The following is an 18506-nucleotide window of genomic DNA, read 5'->3' on the forward strand; positions in this document are numbered from 1 at the left end:
CCCCGATCGTCACTGCCTGCTGGTCACCCAGTCAGAGGGCAGCAAGATCGGGGAGGTTCCGATAATTCTTACGCTTTTCGTAAAAAAGGTGGCGACAGTGCGCTAAGCCACGCCAAACGGACGCTCAGTGACCGCCACCGGGGGCCCTCAGGCGCCGAACGCCTTCCCCTGGGCCGTGCCCTTGCCCTTCTGGGGCTTGGCACCGGCGCGCAGGTGGACCGGGACCAGGTCGATGGCGGGCTCGCTGTAGCCCACGGACACGATCCGGTCGCCCCGGTAGGTGAACGACGTCAGGGAGGCCAGGGTGCACTGCCGCTTGCGCGGGTCGTGCCACAGCCGCCGCCGCTCGACGTAGGACCGCACGATCCAGATCGGCAGCTGGTGGCTGACCAGCACCGCCTCGTGCCCGCGCGCCCGGTCCCTGGCCGCGTTCAGCGCGCCCATCATCCGTACGACCTGGTCGATGTACGGCTCGCCCCAGGACGGCCGGAACGGGTTGACGAGGTGCTTCCAGTTCTCCGGCCGCTGGAGCGCGCCGTCGCCGACGCCGAAGGTCTTGCCCTGGAAGACGTTCTCGGCCTCGATCAGCCGCGCGTCGGTGGCCAGGTCCAGCCCGTGCGCCTTGGCGATCGGGGTGGCGGTCTCCTGCGCCCGCTCCAGCGGCGAGGCGCAGACGTGGGTCACGTCCCGGGAGGACAGGTGCTCGGCGACCCGCTCGGCCATCCGCCGGCCCAGCTCGGACAGGTGGTAGCCGGGCAGCCGCCCGTACAGGATCCCGTCCGGGTTCTCGACCTCGCCGTGCCGCATGAGGTGGACGACGGTGATGTCCTCGGCGCCGTTTCCGGCAGTGCCCGCGCCGGTGGTCTCGGGGGAACTCATTCGGCCGTGGCCTCCGCAGCCGCCCGGGCCGCCGCCGGGAGGGCGTCGGCGATCTTCTGCACGGCCCGCTCGTCGTGGGCCGTGGACACGAACCAGGACTCGAAGGACGACGGCGGCAGATAGACGCCGTTCGCCAGCATCGAGTGGAAGAACGCGGTGAAGCGGAAGGACTCCTGCCGCTTGGCGTCCTCGTAGTCCCGTACCCGCCGGTCCGTGAAGAACACCGAGAACATGTTGGAGGCGGTCTGCACCCGGTGCGCGACGCCCTCCTTGGCCAGCGCCTCGCTCACCAGCGTCCGGATCTGCTCGGAGACGGCGTCGACCTTGCCGTACGCGGCGTCGTCGAGCAGCCGCAGCTGGGCGAGGCCGGCGGCGGTGGCGACGGGATTGCCGGAGAGGGTGCCGGCCTGGTAGACGGGCCCGGCGGGGGCGAGGTGGGCCATGACGTCGGCACGCCCGCCGAACGCGGCGGCCGGGAACCCGCCGCCCATGACCTTGCCGAAGGTCATCAGGTCGGGCTTGACGCCCTCCACGCCGTACCAGCCGGCGCGGCTCGTGCGGAAGCCGGTCATGACCTCGTCGGAGATGAACAGGGCGCCGTTCTTGCCGCAGGCGTCCTTCAGGCCCTGGTTGAAGCCGGGGTCCGGCGGGACCACGCCCATGTTGCCCGGCGAGGCCTCCGTGATCACACAGGCGATCTCCCCGGGGTGCCGGTGGAAGGCCTCCTGCACGGCCTCCAGGTCGTTGTACGGCAGCACGATCGTGTCACCGGCCTGGGCCCCGGTGACCCCGGGCGTGTCCGGCAGCGCGAACGTGGCCACACCGCTGCCGGCGGCGGCGAGCAGCGAGTCGACGTGCCCGTGGTAGCACCCGGCGAACTTGATCACCTTCGAGCGCCGGGTGAACCCGCGGGCGAGCCGGATGGCCGACATGGTGGCCTCGGTGCCGCTGCTGACCAGCCGGACCTGCTCCACGGGCTCGACCCGGGCGACGATCTCCTCGGCCAGCTCCACCTCGCCCCGGCCGGGCGTGCCGAAGGACGTGCCCCGGGCGACGGCCTCCTGTACGGCGGCGATGACCTCGGGGTGCGAGTGCCCGAGGATCATCGGCCCCCAGGAGCAGACCAGGTCGACGTACTCGCGTCCGTCGGCGTCGGTGAGGTAGGGGCCCTGGCCCGACACCATGAAGCGGGGCGTGCCGCCGACGGCGCGGAAGGCGCGCACCGGGGAGTTCACTCCACCCGGCGTGACCGCGGAGGCACGGTCGAAGAGCGCCTGCGAGACGGGCGCGTCGTAGGGATAGGGCGTTTCGCTCGTGGCACTCATGACGTGCGGCTACTCCGGCTTCTCGACTCCGGTTGCGGGGTGACCTCCTCAGGGTAGGCCGCGGCCCGGCCGGACCGCCCTCGCCCTCCGGATCGAAGCGGCGCCATCGCTCGTCTGCGAGACTGAGAGCTGATACACACGGCCCGTACGCACGTAATGATCGGGGGCCGGGAATCTTCGCCGCGGATCGCCGTTCCACCGTACGTTTCGGCGGGCGACCGCGGGGGAGGTCACTGACACGATGATCGGGTTGCGCGGCGGGGGCCACGCGTCCTAGAAAAGCAGTCGGGTGGAGATATGCATCGCGGTGGCGGACTGGGCGAGGGGACTGATGACCTGGGTCCTCGACGTGCCCGGCAGGGAAGGCACCGGCGCGACGCGGAGGACACGACCGAGACACGTCGGACACAGGGCGGACCGGGTGAGCCCGAGCGGTACGACCGGCGGCCTCTGCGGGCAGGGAACGGGAATGGTGGCCGGGTGGGGGTGACGTACAAGTACTTCGGCGCGCCCGACGGAGCGACCGCGGCCCGCGTCCCGATCTCGATGCGTCCCGAGGAGCTCGGCGGCGACGAGCTGGGCATGAACGGCATGTTCACGAAGATCAAGCCGGAGACGATGGCCGCGATGGTCCTGACCGGCATCCAGGGCGTCCCCCTGCACAAGGTGCCGCCCCTAGAACTGGTCGTCCTGCACCCCGACTACGCCGTCGTCAAACTCCCCACGACGGTCGTCGACCCCCTCCGCGGCATCGGCGAGGAGGCGGTCGGCGCGGCGGCCTTCATCTGGTCCACGGTCCCGGACCGCGGCGGCCCCCGGGACGCGTTCAACGTGTACCGGCTGCTGCACGAGTGGCAGGACTTCAGCCACCGTCTGCACGAGGCGGGGCATCAGCCTTATTGCCTGGTGTGGCCGTAGTCCGGATTTCCCGGGCGGGTCGGGATTCCGGGCCCTGCTCCCGTCATACGCCGGGCGGGGCCCACGGGCGGCCGGGGTGAATCAGGGGCGCGTCGGTTCTGCCGGTCGGCTGTGACAGACGGCACCCGCGCCGTGCCGACCGGAGGCTCCGACAACTCCAGCGCCTCCCCCCCCATCGCCAGGGGGCCCGCTTCGCTGCGCCGGGGCGGAACCGCGGCAGTTCCCCGTGGCCGGCCGGAGGTACACGATCAGCGGGTGGCCGCCTGCCCGGCGGGCGGCCTGACGCCAGGCGCCACGGCCGCCGCCACACCACGGCCCGTGGTCCAGGGTGATGCCGTGACCCGCTCGGCTGCGGAGCGGACGGCGGCCCGATCCCTGCGAGCGGCTCCTCCGTACGACGAGGACGGCCTTCTCCATCCGCTTCTTGTCAAAATGACAGAAACCGAAGTACCGTAGCTGTCATGCAAGATGACGACTGGTCACCTCCTCCTGTACTGCTGACGGTCGATCTCGTGATCCTGACGCTGCGTGAGGGGCGGTTGTGCGTCCTGCTCGTGGAGCGAGGTGAAGATCCGTTCCAGGGCATGCTCGCCCTGCCCGGCGGTTTCCTGAATCACGCCGGCGAGGAGATCCTCGACGCCGCCCACCGCGAGTTGCGCGAGGAAACCGCCCTGACGGCCGGCTGGGTGCACCTCGAACAGCTGGCCACTTACGGCGACTCCGGACGCGATCCACGAGGCCGAGTCGTTTCCGTGGCCCATTTGGCGATCGCGCCGGCACTCCCCGAACCGATCGCGGGGACCGACGCCGCGAACGCCGCGTGGGTCCCCGCGGAAGCCGCCCTCTCAGGTGAGGTGAAACTGGCCTTCGATCACCTGCGGATCGTTGCGGACGGAATCGAGCGTGCGCGCACCAAGCTCGAATCCACCGCGCTGGCCACGGCATTCTGCGCGGAACTCTTCACCATCGCCGAGTTGCAGCAGGTGTACGAGGCGGTGTGGGGCACCGAGCTCGACACCCGTAATTTCTACCGGAAAGTCCAGGCCGTGGAGGGATTCATCGTCCCCGCCGGCTCCGGACGCAGGAGCACTGGAGGACGGCCCGCTCGGCTCTACCGGGCCGGGCCGAAGAAGGTGTTGATCCCCCCGCTGATCCGCCCTGTGCCGTCCGCACCGGAAGAGAGCGCGGGAGAGGAAGGAGAATAGATGCCGAAAGACCTGGTGGTGATTCTCACCGCCCTCAATCTCGAATACCAGGCAGTACGCCGGAAACTGGCCGGTGCACAGGTGCACCGGCACGAGCGTGGGACGCTGTTCGAGGTGGGAACCGTGCAGGGCACTTCGTGCCGCGTCGCGCTCGGTCTGACGAACAAAGGGAATCACTCCGCCGCGGTGATTGCCGAGCGCGCGATCCAGGAGTTCTCGCCCGTGGCCGTGTTGTTCGTCGGTGTCGCCGGTGCGCTGTGGGACACCGCCAGGCTGGGCGACGTGGTGATGGCGACCCACGTGTACGCCTACCACGGCGGGACCAGCGAGGACGACGGACTCAAGAGCCGTCCCCGGGTCTGGGAGACGGCGCACGGTATCAGCCAGCTCGGTTCGCACCTGGCCCGTGTGAACGACTGGGCCGACGACACGGCCGGGCGTGGACGCGCGCCGCAGGTGCGCTTCGGCGCGATCGCCGCCGGCGAGATCGTACAGAACTCGACGATCTCGGCCGAGGCGCGGTGGATCCGACAGCACTACAACGACGCGCTCGCGATCGAGATGGAGGCCGCCGGTGTGGCGCAGGCCGGTCATCTCAACGGGGCTCCCGTGGCCATCATCCGGGGCATCAGCGACCGGGCCGACGGCACGAAGACCAGCGCGAAGGACCGTGACCGGCAACCACGAGCCGCAGCGAACGCGGCGGCGTTCGCCACCCGGCTGGCCGTGGAACTGGTGGGGGAACAGGAGCGGATCACCATGTCCCAGGCAGACAGGGCCCGTGCGGCCGACAGGCGCGAAGAGCACGTCACCAACACCGCTCACCACAGCACCGTCGGCATCATGGCCGGCTCGGTCAGGGGAAGCAGCGTCCACGTGAACGCGGACCCGAAGGTCACCGGCCCTGCCGACCTCGTCACCGAACTGGACGGTTTCCGCGAGCTCCTGAACCGTCACCACGCCGAGGGCGCCCTCGACGACGACACCCACCAGGAGGCGCTGGCCGAGCTGGGCCTCGCCCGCCGGGCGGCAAGGGAGAACGCTCTGGAGCAGGCCAAGAGGGCGACCATGGCACTCAAGAGGTTACGCGGCCTGATCGCGGACTCCCCCGAGCTGGCGGCCAGGCTGGCGCCCCTGGTCGTCGCGGCGGGTGGCCTGTCATGAACGACGACAGCGGCGTGACGCACAACTCGGCCTACGGCTCCACCGTCGGCATGCAGGCCGGGGTCGTACACAACGCCCACATCTCCATCGGCCATCAGGACGCGACACCCGAGGAGAAGTACAAGGTCGGCGTGCGGTTCCTCGAGGACGGCGTCCCCAGCCGTGCCCGCGACCTGATCGGTCAGGCGATCGCCCACGGACACGACAACGCGGAGGTCCGTTTCCACTGGGTGATGGCCATGCTCAGTACCCGCGCCTATCACGACCTCGGCACCGAGGAGCGTCAGCAGTTGCAGCGCGCTTCCGAGGCCGTGCGGAACTACCCCGGGGGAGAGTGGAAGGACGCCCTTCGCGTCGCCTTCGATCTGCTGGCGATGCGCGGCTCCCCGGACGGCGAAGCAGGACGCGTACTGGAACGGCTGCGAGTTCTGTCACCCGGGTTGCGCGGCAAGATCCTCCACCACTTCGACCTCGTGCTCACCGGGGGGCTGAAGGACGGCCTGTGGGCCGAGCACCGCGAACGGGCTGCGGCCGATCGCCTCGGCCACGACCGGGCCAAGCGGGTCTGGGCCTATTTCGAACCCGACCCCATCGGGCCACGGGCCCTGCCGCCCCGTCCAAGCAGCGCTACGGCCGCCCGGGCCGCGCTCCCGGTCCGGGCCGGTCTGTTCGCCGTCGTCACCGTGGCCCTCGCGGTCCTGGCCCTGATCGCGGATCCCGCGTCGGCGGCCGTCGAGTTGCCGGTGGCGCTCGGTGCGGGCCTGACCGCGGCCCACTTCGGTCGCCGCTGGTGGTACGAAGAGCATCACCTCAGGATCAAGAACCGTTGGCTCCGGACCCCGCACACGCGCGATCCCGCCGCCACCGAGGACGGATTCACCAACCGGGTCCGCCACGCGTTCGACCACTACTTCAGTGTCCGCGCGCCGCATGGGATCCCCCCGCACGAATGGCTCGGTCACACCACCGACATCCGCAACAGCCTCGCCGCCGAGGTCGCGCTCCTCTACCGCGAGAGCCGAATCGGCGTGGAACGGGTCACCTGGCTGATCCGCCATCTCGCCGAGGACGCCCGGGACCGGTACGGCAAGGGCACCCTGTTCGATCACCGCCAGCGGAACCAGACGCCTGCGGGGGCCAAGGCGCTGTGCGTGGTCGCCCTCGCCGTCCTCGGCTTCACGACCCTGAGCCTGCTCGGGACAGTGGCCTCGGGCGGCGACGGGTCCCGGCTGGTGCTGGCCGTCCTGGCCGTGGCTGGCGCGGTCTGGTCCGGACGCGCGGCCGTGTCCTCGTGGCTGGAGGCCCGGGGCGAGGAACGCCGTCTGGCCGAGGAGACCCGGGACTACCAGGAGCAGCTGGCCGCGCGGCAGGCCGCGTACCAGAAGTGGAAGTCGTACCTGGACGCCACGCGGCCCAGTGAGCTGGAAATGGAGACCTGGCTCGCCTGTGACAAGACCCTGTTCGTCGACGAAGCGCTCCGCCACTACCAGCTCACCTGGCGCGATCTGATCACCCACACCATCCTGGTGACCCCCGCCCGCCCCTGCACGCGCGGGCGTGTGAAGGGCGGTCCTTGGCGATACTCGCGCTACACCTTCCGCCTTTTCCTGGTCACACAGGACGGCGTCCGTGAAGTCGGTGCGGATTTCGATTTCACCGACGCGAAGCGGGGGAACCGGCAGCGAAGCAACTACCGGTTCGACGCCTTGTCCTCCGTGCAGGTGAAAGAAAGCAGCGAGACCGGCTACGACCTGGAGCTCTTCCTCACCAACGGGCCGGCCCGGAACATCCGCGTCAAAGACGCCGACACCGATCAGCTCACGCCGGACGAGAACGCCCAGGAATTCACCGACATCAACCTCGATGCGGCGGGTTTCGTCCACACGTTCCGTCTCCTGGAGGGAATCGCGGCGGACGGGAAGGGCTGGATCGACCGGAACGACCCCAAGAACCTGCCCTTCTTCCATGCTGCCGGCTGATTCTCCCGGGCCTCCGGAGCGGGCGGGGTCCGGTGCGCCGGTTCCCCGCCCGCCCACTCCTCAGCCCCGTCGGAACCCGAGGTCAGGAAGGGCCGTGACCGCCGTAGAAGATGTCACCGAGAGCACCCTGCTGCTGGCCGAGTACGACCGCATCAAGGAGGAACAGAAAACCCGGATAGGTTTCCGTGACAACCTGCTCTACTTCACGCTCGCCGCGGTCACCGGGGTGCTGGCGATCACCGTCCAGAGCGGTCAGGCCCAACTGCTGCTCGCCGTCCCCGCGGTCTGCCTGGTCCTGGGCTGGACGTACCTGGTCAACGACGAGAAGATCTCGGCGGTCGGCTGCTACATCCGCGACCGGCTGGGACCACGGCTGGCCGAGCTCAGCGGTGCTCACGGCGCGGTGTTCGGCTGGGAGACCTACCACCGCGACGACGCGACCCGAACGACGCGCAAGCGACTGCAGCTCGCCGTGGACCTCTTCACGTACGTGGCCGTGCCGGCGATCTGCGTGACGGCTTTCTGGTGCTCCCCCACCGTCCGGCCGCTCCTGTTGATCGTCTCCCTCGCCCAGATACCCGCCCTGGCCGTTCTGGGCTGGCAGTTCCTGCGCTACGCGGAGCGCTAGTGCCGCCCCGCCCCCGTCCCGCGGAGCGGGCGGCAAGGGGTGCCGACCGCCGCCGTCAGACCTGCACCACCGTGAAGTGCCGCTCCCCGCCCGGCCTCTCCAGTTCGTCCACCGCCGCCACGGCCAGGTCCTCCGCGCTGATCCGGGAGCGGCCGTCGGGGGCGGTGAGCAGGGTGTCGGTGCCGCGGTGGTAGCGGGCGGTGCGGGGGCCGGGTTCGAGGAGGGGCGGGGGGCTGAGGTAGGTCCAGTCGGGGTGGGCGTGGGCGCGGCAGGCGTGCAGCTGGGCCACTCCGGCCGCGGCGACCGGGCGTAGCTCCTCGGGGACGTAGGCCGGGTTGTCGGCCAGGAGGAGGTCCGGGTCGCCGGGGGTGCGCAGGGCGCCGGCGCCGCCGATGACCAGGACGCGGATGCCGAGGGCGGCGGCGGTGTCCAGGACGGTCCGGGTGGCGCCGAGCAGGAAGTCCTCGTCCGGTGGGTACGTCCGCAGGGTCAGCACCACCGCGTGCGCGCCCGAGTCCGTCAGCACCCGGCGTACGGCGTCCGGGTCGGCCGCGTCCAGCGGGAGCGGGGTCACGGACGGGTGGTCGCCCGCCGGTTTGCGGGCGAGGGCCAGCACCCGGTGGCCGCGTGCGGCGGCCTCGGCGGTGATCCGGCTGCCGACCGTTCCGGTGGCGCCGAGGACCGCGATCGTCATGGGGGTGTTCATCGGGGGGTGCTCCTTCTGCGGTGGGGTGGGTTCAGCTGGGCGGCGAGCAGCGCCGCCAGGGACAGGACGAAGCCGCCGGTGCGCAGCGGGCCCAGCGACTCGCCCCTCGTCACGCCGATCACCGTCGCGACCAGGGGGGACAGCAGGACCAGGGGCGCCGTGACGCCTACCGGGAGGGTGGCGATGCCGCGGAACCACAGCGTGTACGCGATCAGGCCGCCCATGCTGCCGAGCCACAGGTAGCCGCCGGCCGCTCCCGCGTCGATCCGCTGCGGCAGGCCCTCGACGGCCAGGGTCAGGGGCAGCAGGAGCAGCCCGCCGGCCGTGAGCTGCCAGCCGGCCAGGGCCAGCGGGCCGGCTCCCGCCGGGCGGCCCCAGCGTTTGGTCAGGACGACCCCGCCCGCCATCGTCGCCGTGTGGCCGAGGCCGGCGAGGAGGCCGACGGCGTCCAGCCGGGCGTCGGGGCCGAGGACCACGAGGCCGACGCCGGCCATGCCGAGGACGCCCCAGGCCAGCCGCCAGGGCGTCGGCCGGTCGCCCAGGAACAGGGCGGCCTGCGCGGCGACCAGCAGCGGCTGGGCCGCGCCGAGGGTGGCGGCGACCCCGCCGGGGAGCCGTTCGGCCGCCACGAACAGCAGGGGCATACCGCCGATGTTGAGCATGCCGAGGACGGCGGCCCTCCCCCACCAGTTCCCGCGCGGCAGGACCCGGGTGAGCGCCAGACCGGCCAGTCCGGCGGGCAGGGCGCGCATGAGGCCCGCGAACAACGGGTGTCCGGGCGGCAGGAGTTCGGTGGTGACGACGTAGGTGGTGCCCCAGGCGGCGGGGGCGAGGGCGGTCGGCAGGACGTCGGCCGGCCGGTGGGCGGACGAGGACATGCGAGGAGTCTGGGCCGGTGCCCCGCCATGCGTCCAAGACATGGTTGCCATCGCAGCCATGCACGGAAACGATGGCTGGGTGGATCTCCAGCAGATGCGGTACGCCGTCGCCGTCGCCGACACCCGCAACTTCACCCGCGCCGCCGAGCGGTGTTTCGTGACGCAGTCCTCGCTCAGCCACCGGATCGCGGGTCTGGAGCGGGAGTTGGGGGTGCGGCTGTTCGCCCGCTCCAGCCGCCGGGTCGAACCCACCGAGGCGGGCGAGGCGTTCGTGGCGCGGGCGCGCGAGGCGCTGGCCGCGGCCGACCGCGCGGTGGCCGACGCCGCCGCCGCGACCGGGGTGGTGCGCGGCCGGCTCGCCGTCGGCGTGATCGTGACCACCGCCGCCGTGGACGTACCGGAGCTGTTGCGGCGCTACCGCGACCGGCACCCGGAGGTGCGGGTGCTGCTGCGGTCCGGGCGCAGTGACGAGCTGGCGGCGGCGATCCGCCGCGGCGACCTGGACATCGCCTTCCTCGGGCTGCCGGAGGGCGAGCGGCCCGTGGGGGTGGAGAGCCTGGTGCTCGACCACGACGAACACGTGCTGGTCGTGGCGGCCGGGCACCGGCTGGCCGGCGCGGAGCGGGTGACGCTGCGGGACATCGCCGGGGAGACGTTCGTGGACTTCGTGGCCGGGACGCCCGCCCGGGCCCAGTCGGACCAGGCGTTCGCCGCGGCGGGCCTGGCCCGCGAGGTCGCCTACGAGGCCGGCGTGGTGGAACTGATCACCGGGCTGATCGCGCGCGGGCTCGGCGTCGCGCTGCTGCCGTCGGCGTTCGTCCGGCCGCTGGCCGCCGCCGACCCCGGCCTGGCGCTGGTGCGGGTGGCCGGCGGGCCGCACCGCGTGGAGTACCTGGCCTGGAGCCGCTTCCCGCCCAGCCCGGCGACCCGCGCCATGCTGGACGTCCTCGGGGCCGGGCCGCGGAGCTGAAGCACCGCACTGGGCGGCGGCGAACGGTTCAGCGCGCGTCCAGCGCGGGCAGCTGCTCCCGCGCGGCGGACGTCGTCGCGCCGGCGAGCAGGCGCAGGGCCGCGTCCGACGGGGTGCCGGGCTCGGCGGTGTAGGTGATCATCCGCCGGCCCTCGGTGCCCGGCAGGCACAGGTTCTCGAAGCCCAGCTCCAGGGTGCCGACCGCCGGATGGCGCAGGGACTTGGTGCCGGAGGCGCAGGTGCGCACCGGGTGCCGGGCCCACAGGGCGGTGAACTCCCCGCTCTGGATGGACAGGTGCCCGATCAGCTCGGCCAGCGCGCGGTCGTCGGGATGCCGGCCGGCCACCAGGCGCAGCGAGGCGACCGCGAGGTGGGCCTCCTCCTTCCAGTCGGTGTACCTCGCCCGGTACTCCTCGTCCAGGAACAGCATCCGGATCAGGTTGGGCCGCCCGCCGGGGGTGTCCGGGGCCTGCCACGGCAGATGCGCGGCGAGCAGGGCGTGGCCGAGCCGGTTCCAGGCCAGGACGTCGCCGCGCCGGTCCAGCAGGAGCGCGGGTACGTCCGTCATCGCGGCGAGCAGCCGGCGGGACGAGGGGCTCGCGTGCTCGGCGCGGGGCGCGGCCGGGCGGCGCCGGGCGGCGGGGCGGGCCAGGTCCTTGAGGTGGGCGGTCTCGTCCCCGGTGAGCCGCAGGGTACGGGCGATGGCGTCCAGCACGGCGTCGGAGACGCCGGCCGCGCGACCCTGTTCGAGGCGGGTGTAGTGGGTGATGCTGACGCCCGCGAGCAGGGCCACTTCCTCGCGGCGCAGCCCGGCGACCCGGCGGCGGGCCGGCGCGGTCGCGAGCCCGACGTCCTGCGGCCGCAGCGCGGCACGGCGGGACTTCAGGAACTCTCCCAGTTCCGAGGACACGTCCATGGCTGCCTCCGGGGTGTGCGGCGTACGCCTTCGGGGTGGGCGGCGGTCGTCGTCCATCCTGCCCGCCGGACGGCGCGAACGGGATGCCCGAGGGTGGTCACGCGATGACCACCCTCGCGGCGGCCGGTCGTACGGGGGTGCTGGCTGGGCCGGCCGGGACGGACGAGGCTTCCGTACGTCGACTCCGCCGGGGCCGTGGCGACTTCGCCGGTGCCGGTGGCCTCTCCGCCCGCCCGGCGACTCCGCCGTGCACGCGGTGGCCGGGTCGCCGCAGTCCCGGCGGCCCGGCCACCGCCCCGGTGTCCTCGCCGTACAGAAAGGGACCCCTCGTCATGTCCGTCACAGCTACACGGCCGGCCGGTGCCGCGCCCGCCGTGCTGACCCCGCGGCTGCGTCTGGTGCTGGTGCTGCTGCTCGCGGCCCAGTTCATGCTGGCCGTGGACTTCTCGATCCTGAACGTGGCCCTGCCGGTGATCGGCGCGGGCCTCGGCTTCTCCTTCGGCCATCTCCAGTGGATCGGCACGGCGTTCGCCCTGTGCGCGGCCGGGTTCACCCTGCTGTTCGGGCGGGTCGCCGATCTCTTCGGGCGGCGCCGGCTGTTCCTCGGCGGACTCGTCGTGCTCGGCGCGGCCTCGCTGGCCGGCGGGCTCGCGCAGAGCCCGGAGGTGCTGCTCGTGGCCCGGGTGTTCCAGGGGCTGGCCACCGCGGCGGTCACCCCGGCCGGGCTGTCGCTGCTGACGACGTCCTTCCCGGAGGGCCCGCTGCGGGAGCGGGCGCTCGGGCTCAACGGGGCGCTGATGTCGGCCGGTTTCACCACCGGGGCGATCCTCGGCGGCCTGCTGACCGACCTGCTGTCCTGGCGCTGGGCGTTCTTCGTCAACGTGCCGGTGGCCCTCGCCGTGCTCCTCGTCGCGCCCGCCGTCATCGCCGAGTCCCGGCCCGCCGAGCGCCCGAGGCTGGACGTGCCGGGTGCCGTCACGGTCACCCTCGGCCTGCTGGCGGTCGTCCTCGGCCTGACCCGGGCCGGGGAGTCCGGGTGGGGCGCCCCGGCCACGCTGCTGCCGCTCGCGGCCGGGGTGGTGCTGCTGGGGGCGTTCGCGGCCGTGGAGCGCCGGGTGTCCGCGCCGCTGGTGCCGCCCCGGGTGCTGGGCCGGCGGTCGGTGGCGTGGGGCAACCTCGCCGGGCTGGTCGCGTTCCTCACCGAGACGTCCCTGGTGTTCCTGCTGACCCTCTACCTCCAGGAGGTGCTGGGCTTCTCCCCGCTGGCGGCCGGGCTGTCGTTCGGCGTGCTGGGCGCGGGGACCGTCGTCGGCGGCGCGCTCGCCCCGCGGCTGATCGGCCGGTTCGGCACGGCCCGGTCCCTGCTGGCCGGCGGTCTGGTGCAGGCGCTGTCCACCGCGGCCCTGCTGGGGCTCGGCACCGGGCAGTCCTCGCTGGGGCTGCTGCTGCCCGCGACCTTCGCCGGCGGGGTGGGCAACATGCTCGTCATCGTCGGGTTCATGGTGAGCGCCACCTCCGGTCTCGCCGACGACGAGCAGGGGCTGGCCACCGGGCTCGCGACGATGACCCAGCAGATCGGCATCACCATGGGCACGCCGGTGATGAGCGCGGTCGCCACCGCCGCCATGACCGGTACGGGCACCCTGGCCGTCCTCGGCGGGCTGAAGACCGCGATCGCGCTGAACGCGGTCCTCGCCCTCGCCGGCACCCTCGGCGGCGCGGTGTTCCTGCGGACGGCCCGCCGCCGGTGACCGGCCGGTCAGTCCCGTTGCAGGAGGTCCGCGAGCCCCGCCTCCTCGAACGCGCGCACCACGTGCTCGCGGCCCTCGGTGAAGTGGGTCCAGCTGTCGCAGTGGGCCGCGACCACCCGGCGGGCCTCCAGGAGGCGGGCGGCGGCCGCCGTGCCCTCGCCGTCGAGGACCAGCAGGGCGTTGTCCAGGACGGGCAGGCGGGGCGCGCCGGCGAAGAGGACGGCGGTGTCCACGGGGGCGAACCGGGCGGCGATCTCCTTGACCAGGTCCAGGGAGGCGTTGTCGCCGCTGACGTAGACGGTGGGCAGGTCGTCGGCGGTCAGCACGAAGCCGGTGACCTCGCCGACGATGGGCTCGCTGCCCTCGGGGCCGTGCAGGGCGGGCGCGGCGGTCACGGTGACGGTGCCGCCGCCGGGGCGGGGCAGGTCCACGGTCTGCCAGGGGGTGAGGGCCTCGGTGGTGCCGCCGAGCCGGCCGGCCGCCGCGGGGGTGGTGAGGACGCGCGGGACGTCGGCGAGCAGGGCGCGGCCGGAGGTGTCGAGGTTGTCGGCGTGCTGGTCGTGGGAGAGCAGGACGACGTCGACGGGGCCGAGTTCGGCGAGCGGCACGCGGGGCCCGGCGGTCTTGGTGAGGACCCGGCCGCTGGGCGAGGGGTAGTCGCCGGGTTCGTCGAAGGTCGGGTCGGTGAGGAGGCGGAGGCCGCCGTACTCGATGAGGACGGTGGGACCGCCGAGGACCTGGACGGGGATCTGCATGCCGACTCACCTCATGGACAGATGGGATGTCATCCGTGAGGGACGCTAGCCCTTTCTCATGGATGGAGGCAAGCCCTACCATGAGGTGTGTGAAGCTGTCCCCCGCCCCCGGCGCCGATCGGTATCCCGCCCTCGCCCTGGCCGACACCGCCGTCACCCTGCCCGGCGGCCGGTCGGCGGACCTCCTCGCCACCCCCGCCGACGCCCGGGACTGGCTGGTGGACCGGGGTCTGGCCCCGGCCGGCGCCGACCTGCGCGAGCACTGCGCCGGCCGGCTGCGCGCGCTGCGCGAGCAGATCCGCGCGCTGCTCGCCGCCCGGGCCGGCGGCCGCCCGGCCCCGGCGGAGGCGCTCGCCGCGCTCAACGCCGCGCTGACCCTCGCCCCGGCCGCCTCGCTGCTGCACTGGTCCCCGGACCGGGGTCTGTACCGGGCCGCCGCGCATCCCACCACCCAGATCGTCGAGCACGCCCTGGCGGCCCTCGCCGCCGACGCCGCCGACCTGCTGACCGGGCCGGACGCCGAGCGCCTGACCGCGTGCGGCTCGCCGCCCTGCAACCGCTACCTGCTCCGGCACGGCCGCCGCCACTGGTGCTCCACCCGCTGCGGCGACCGCGCCCGCGCGGCCCGCGCCTACGCCCGCCGCACCGCCCGCGCCACGACCGCCTGAACGGCCGTGGGAGCCGGCCGTCCGGCCCGGCCCCGCGCGCGGTCCCGGCCGCCGGGACCGGACGTCGTACGCGTCGGCCTCGACGACCCTGCGTGTCGCCCGTGGCGACCTACGTATGGTTGGTTCGCAACCGCCAGCAGCCACCAGGCTGTTCACAGCCTGTTCCACGGGGGACCCATGCAGGACACGACCGAGACGGAGCCCGGCACGGAGGTCTGTGCGCACAGTCTCGCGCCGACGGTGGCCGTGCTGGTCGTCAGCCTGGTCATCGCCGCCGTCGGCGTGTACGAGCTGTGCGGCTTCGGGCTGCACAGCCTGGACCGGCGCCCGCACCTGTTCAGCGACGGCCTGGCGACCGGCGGGGTGATCGCCGCCGCGGTGGCCGCCGGGGCGGCGGTGGGCAACCTGGGCTGGCTGCTGACGGCGGCACGGCGGCGGAGCGGGGCCCCGGGCGACGACGCGTGACGCTCACCGGCGCCCCGGCCCGAGCGCGCGCGACGACACGGCCCGGGCGGCGGTGTACGGGTCGTACGACGCGGTGTCGCCGTGCGTCCAGGCCGGGTCGTAGGCACAGGGGACGCCCGCGCCGCCCGTGAAGTACCGCCGCTCCGGGTCCCAGGTGAAGGTCATCCACTCGGCCCGGTGGTCCCGCTGGACGTACAGCGACCAGTCCTTGCCCCTTTCACCCTCGGTGTACGACGTGACCTTCCAGCCCTCGTCCGCCAGCCGCCGGTGCAGCCGCCGCAGCCCCGGGACGGCCTGGCCGGCGGGGACGCGGTCCAGCGCCCACTCGTGGTAGAGCCGGTAGGCGCCGTCGACGGTCTTGTCCTCCATGCCGAGCGGCCCGCCGTCGTGGCAGTACTCCGCGCCGAACGTGTTCCGCGTGCCGACGCCGGTCTCCTCGACGCCCGGCGGCAGCGTGCGCGTGAAGCCCATGACGTCGTACGCCTCCCGGGAGTACCCGAAGGCGCGGTCCGCCCTGTCCTCGGGCGCGACCCGGGGCAGGTCGGTTCCGCCCCCGGCGTTCCAGGCGAGCACGGCGACCAGGACGAGCACGAGGGCGACGACCGCCCCGCCGCAGCCCAGGCAGCCGGCGCCGAGGCCGCGCGGGGTGCCGGCGGGGGTGTCGCCGCCGGTGGAGGTGTCGCCGCCGGCAGGGGTGATCTTGTCGGGCATGCGGCGACGCTACGGCGGCCCGGGCGGCCGGAGGATGGGCGTGGCTACCCGCTCCGGGTAGGTACCCGTACTCAGCCGCCGCCCCCGCCGTCCCCCGTCAGACCGCCGCCCACCGTGAACCCGATGACCGACCCGCCGCCCTCGCGCCGGTAGGCGAACGGCGCCCCGCCGTGGGCGAGGGCGACCTCGCGCACGATGGACAGGCCCAGGCCCGAGCCGGGCAGGGAGCGGGCGTCGGCGGCGCGGTAGAAGCGGTCGAAGATGCGCACGAGGTCGCCGTCGGCGATCCCGGGCCCCCGGTCCAGCACCTCCACCCGTACCGTGCCCGGCCGGGCCGGCCCGGTGACGCCGACCTCGATCGGCGCCGTGCCGTCCCGGTCGAACTTGGAGGCGTTCTCGACCAGGTTGGAGACCGCCCGCTGGAGCATCCCGGGCCGCCCGTGGGTCGTCGTGTCCCCGCTCACCCGCAGCACGACGTCCCGGCCGGTGCGGCGCCGGGCCAGCCCGACCACGTCCTCGGCGAGGTCGGCGAGGTCCACCCGCCGGGGCGGTTCGGCGTCGGACTGCCCGGCGGCGAGGTCGACCAGCTCGTTCACCAGGTCGGTCAGTTCCCGGGCCTCCTGGGAGAGGTCGGCGACCAGCTCCTCGCGGGTGTCGGGCGGCAGCTCGTCGATGCGCCGCAGCAGCGAGATGTTGGTGCGCAGCGAGGTGAGCGGCGTCCGCAGCTCGTGCCCGGCGTCCTGCACCAGCCGCCGCTGGTCCTCCTCCGACTGCGCGAGCCGCCCCAGCATCCGGTCGAAGGCACGCCCCAGCCGGCCGACCTCGTCCGGCCCGGTCACCGGCACCTGGATGCCGAGCCGCCGGGTGCGGGCCACGTCCTCGGCGGCGGAGGTGAGGATCACCAGCCGGCGGGTGATGCGCCGGGCCAGCCACCAGCCGAACAGCCCGGCCGCCACCACGACCGCCGCCATCAGGATCAGCGTCCGCTGCTGGAGGGCCCGCAGCAGGTCCTCGGTGTCGCTGAACTCCTGCGCGACCTGCACCGCCCCCCGCCCGTCGCCGAACGAGACGGTGGCGATGCGGAACAGGTCCTCGTCCACCCGGACGTCCCTGTGCTCGACGACCTCCCCGGCCGGGCGGGCGACGGCCATCGCCCGGTCCCGGGGGGTGACGGGCAGCACCGGACTGCCGTCGTCGACGATCTGCCCCCACGCGCCGAGCACCTGCACGTCGGTGCGGGCGGGGCGCACCACGTCGTGCCCGGGGCGGGAGGAGGAGAAGTCCTCCGGGCCCATCGGCTGCTGCCGCACCACGTCCCGCACGTCCTGCACGACCTGGGTGAACACCGTCTGCTGGTCGACCCGGACGAGCCGCGCGGCGGAGTTGTACGACAGGATGCCCACGAGGATCGTGACGGCGGCGGTGACGGCGGCGAAGGAGACCGCGAAGGTGGTGCGCAGGGAGACCAGCTTGGGCCGGGGCCGGTCCGGCAGCCGCCAGCGGCGGCCCATCTAGTCCTCCCGCAGCACGTAGCCCACGCCCCGCACGGTGTGGATCAGCTGCGGGGCGCCGGGCTCGTCCAGCTTGCGGCGCAGATAGCCGACGTAGACGGCGAGGTTCTTGGAGCCGGGACCGAAGTCGTAGCCCCAGATCCGGTCGTAGATCGTGGAGTGGTCCAGGACGATGCCCGCGTTGCGGACCAGCAGTTCCAGCAGCTCGAACTCGGTGCGGGTCAGTTCCAGCTCGCGGCGGCCGCGCCAGGCCCGGCGGGCCTGGAGGTCCACGCGCAGACCGGCGGCCTCCAGATGCCGTCCGGAGACCTGCGGCGCCTCCCGCACGGGGGGCTCCGGGGCGGCGCCGGCGGCGGGCGGGGGGCTGGTGCGGCGCAGCAGGGCGCGCAGCCGCGCGAAGACCTCCTCGACGTCGAACGGCTTGACCACGTAGTCGTCGGCGCCCGCGTCCAGGCCCGCGATGCGGTCGGCGGTCTCCACGAGGGCGGTGAGCATGAGGATCGGGGTGCGGTCGCCCTCGGCGCGCAGCACCCGGCACACCTGGAGACCGTCGATGCCGGGCATCATCACGTCGAGGACGAGGACGTCCGGCGGGTTCCGGTGGGCCTGCGCCAGCGCTTCCACGCCGTCGGCGACCGCCGTCACCGCGTAGCCCTCCAGCGTCAGGGCACGCTCCAGGGCATGACGGATGGCGCGGTCGTCTTCGGCGAGCAGCACAGTCTGGGGCACGCCCCCAGTCTGCCAAGGCCGCCGGCGGCCCGGCCGGGGCCGAGCGCCCCCGGCCGGCCTTTTTACCGCCCTCTCACCGAGCCACCGCCACCCGACGGACCACCACGTATCCGACGAGCCACCGCCTGCCCGAGGGACCACCAGACGCCGACGCGCCACCACCCTCCCGACGACCACCACATGCCCGACGGGCCACCGCACGCCTGACGCGCCACCGCCCTCCCGACGGACCACCACGTATCCGACGAGCCGCCGCCTGCCCGAGGGACCACCAGACGCCGACGCGCCACCACCCTCCCGACGACCACCACATGCCCGACGGGCCACCGCACGCCTGACGCGCCACCG

18 protein-coding genes are annotated in these 18506 nt (G+C 73.5%); 9 read left to right on the forward strand and 9 right to left on the reverse strand.

Features of this window, described 5'->3' with window-relative positions; genetic code table 11:
* Nucleotides 1-147 precede the first annotated feature (147 nt).
* Nucleotides 148-879: a histidine phosphatase family protein gene (locus ACZ63H_RS26540; RefSeq protein WP_469869096.1), complete on the reverse strand. Its 732-nt coding sequence runs from the start codon at nt 877-879 to the stop codon at nt 148-150.
* Nucleotides 876-2204 carry a glutamate-1-semialdehyde 2,1-aminomutase gene (gene hemL, locus ACZ63H_RS26545; RefSeq protein ID WP_469869098.1) on the reverse strand — a complete coding sequence of 443 codons (1329 nt, stop codon included), beginning with the start codon at nt 2202-2204 and terminating at the stop codon, nt 876-878. Before hemL ends, ACZ63H_RS26540 begins: the two co-directional genes overlap by 4 nt.
* 297 nt (nt 2205-2501) lie before the next feature.
* Here hemL and ACZ63H_RS26550 point away from each other — a divergent pair, with 297 nt between their 5' ends.
* The 5 genes from ACZ63H_RS26550 (at nt 2502) to ACZ63H_RS26570 (ending at nt 8098) form a co-directional block, all read left to right on the forward strand.
* Entirely contained in the window at nt 2502-3122 is a 621-nt protein-coding gene (locus ACZ63H_RS26550; protein WP_469869100.1) for a hypothetical protein, read from the forward strand.
* Nucleotides 3123-3583: 461 nt separating this feature from the next.
* The gene (locus ACZ63H_RS26555) at nt 3584-4327 is read left to right on the forward strand and encodes an NUDIX hydrolase (protein ID WP_469869102.1); all 744 of its coding nucleotides are present in this window, start codon (nt 3584-3586) and stop codon (nt 4325-4327) included.
* Nucleotides 4328-5491, forward strand: coding sequence for a 5'-methylthioadenosine/S-adenosylhomocysteine nucleosidase family protein (locus tag ACZ63H_RS26560; protein WP_469869104.1), 1164 nt, complete (start codon nt 4328-4330; stop codon nt 5489-5491).
* Entirely contained in the window at nt 5488-7470 is a 1983-nt protein-coding gene (locus ACZ63H_RS26565; protein ID WP_469869106.1) for a hypothetical protein, read from the forward strand. Before ACZ63H_RS26560 ends, ACZ63H_RS26565 begins: the two co-directional genes overlap by 4 nt.
* 94 nt (nt 7471-7564) lie before the next feature.
* A complete protein-coding gene (locus tag ACZ63H_RS26570; protein WP_469869108.1) occupies nt 7565-8098 on the forward strand; it encodes a hypothetical protein in 534 nt (177 codons plus the stop codon).
* Nucleotides 8099-8153: 55 nt separating this feature from the next.
* On the opposite strand, the gene ACZ63H_RS26575 is transcribed toward ACZ63H_RS26570, so the two are convergent.
* Together ACZ63H_RS26575 and ACZ63H_RS26580 are read right to left on the reverse strand one after the other, a co-directional pair.
* The gene (locus tag ACZ63H_RS26575) at nt 8154-8804 is read right to left on the reverse strand and encodes an NAD(P)-dependent oxidoreductase (protein ID WP_469869110.1); all 651 of its coding nucleotides are present in this window, start codon (nt 8802-8804) and stop codon (nt 8154-8156) included.
* The gene (locus tag ACZ63H_RS26580; RefSeq protein ID WP_469869112.1) at nt 8801-9682 is read right to left on the reverse strand and encodes an EamA family transporter; all 882 of its coding nucleotides are present in this window, start codon (nt 9680-9682) and stop codon (nt 8801-8803) included. Before ACZ63H_RS26580 ends, ACZ63H_RS26575 begins: the two co-directional genes overlap by 4 nt.
* A 79-nt stretch (nt 9683-9761) precedes the next feature.
* Here ACZ63H_RS26580 and ACZ63H_RS26585 point away from each other — a divergent pair, with 79 nt between their 5' ends.
* On the forward strand, nt 9762-10652 hold the full coding sequence (locus tag ACZ63H_RS26585) for a LysR family transcriptional regulator (RefSeq protein ID WP_469869164.1): 891 nt from the start codon (nt 9762-9764) through the stop codon (nt 10650-10652).
* A 28-nt stretch (nt 10653-10680) separates the two neighbouring features.
* On the opposite strand, the gene ACZ63H_RS26590 is transcribed toward ACZ63H_RS26585, so the two are convergent.
* Nucleotides 10681-11568 carry a helix-turn-helix transcriptional regulator gene (locus ACZ63H_RS26590; protein WP_469869114.1) on the reverse strand — a complete coding sequence of 296 codons (888 nt, stop codon included), beginning with the start codon at nt 11566-11568 and terminating at the stop codon, nt 10681-10683.
* 332 nt (nt 11569-11900) lie between these two features.
* Here ACZ63H_RS26590 and ACZ63H_RS26595 point away from each other — a divergent pair, with 332 nt between their 5' ends.
* Complete coding sequence (locus ACZ63H_RS26595; protein WP_469869116.1) at nt 11901-13319, forward strand: MFS transporter; 1419 nt, start codon at nt 11901-11903, stop codon at nt 13317-13319.
* A gap of 8 nt (nt 13320-13327) precedes the next feature.
* Here the strand turns inward: ACZ63H_RS26595 and ACZ63H_RS26600 are convergent, their stop codons facing one another.
* Complete coding sequence (locus ACZ63H_RS26600; RefSeq protein WP_469869118.1) at nt 13328-14074, reverse strand: MBL fold metallo-hydrolase; 747 nt, start codon at nt 14072-14074, stop codon at nt 13328-13330.
* Between the two features lie 95 nt (nt 14075-14169).
* On the opposite strand from ACZ63H_RS26600, the gene ACZ63H_RS26605 reads away from it, so the two are divergent.
* Nucleotides 14170-14742, forward strand: a complete 573-nt coding sequence (locus ACZ63H_RS26605) for an ABATE domain-containing protein (protein WP_469869166.1) — start codon at nt 14170-14172, stop codon at nt 14740-14742.
* 177 nt (nt 14743-14919) lie between these two features.
* Nucleotides 14920-15207, forward strand: a complete 288-nt coding sequence (locus ACZ63H_RS26610; protein WP_467932705.1) for a hypothetical protein — start codon at nt 14920-14922, stop codon at nt 15205-15207.
* A gap of 3 nt (nt 15208-15210) precedes the next feature.
* Here the strand turns inward: ACZ63H_RS26610 and ACZ63H_RS26615 are convergent, their stop codons facing one another.
* From ACZ63H_RS26615 to ACZ63H_RS26625, 3 genes are all read right to left on the reverse strand, one after another.
* The gene (locus ACZ63H_RS26615; RefSeq protein WP_469869120.1) at nt 15211-15918 is read right to left on the reverse strand and encodes a hypothetical protein; all 708 of its coding nucleotides are present in this window, start codon (nt 15916-15918) and stop codon (nt 15211-15213) included.
* A 71-nt stretch (nt 15919-15989) separates the two neighbouring features.
* The gene (locus tag ACZ63H_RS26620; RefSeq protein ID WP_469869122.1) at nt 15990-17429 is read right to left on the reverse strand and encodes a sensor histidine kinase; all 1440 of its coding nucleotides are present in this window, start codon (nt 17427-17429) and stop codon (nt 15990-15992) included.
* Nucleotides 17430-18146 carry a response regulator transcription factor gene (locus ACZ63H_RS26625; protein ID WP_469869168.1) on the reverse strand — a complete coding sequence of 239 codons (717 nt, stop codon included), beginning with the start codon at nt 18144-18146 and terminating at the stop codon, nt 17430-17432.
* Nucleotides 18147-18506 lie beyond the last annotated feature (360 nt).

Source organism: Streptomyces sp. NPDC104831 (assembly GCF_055583025.1).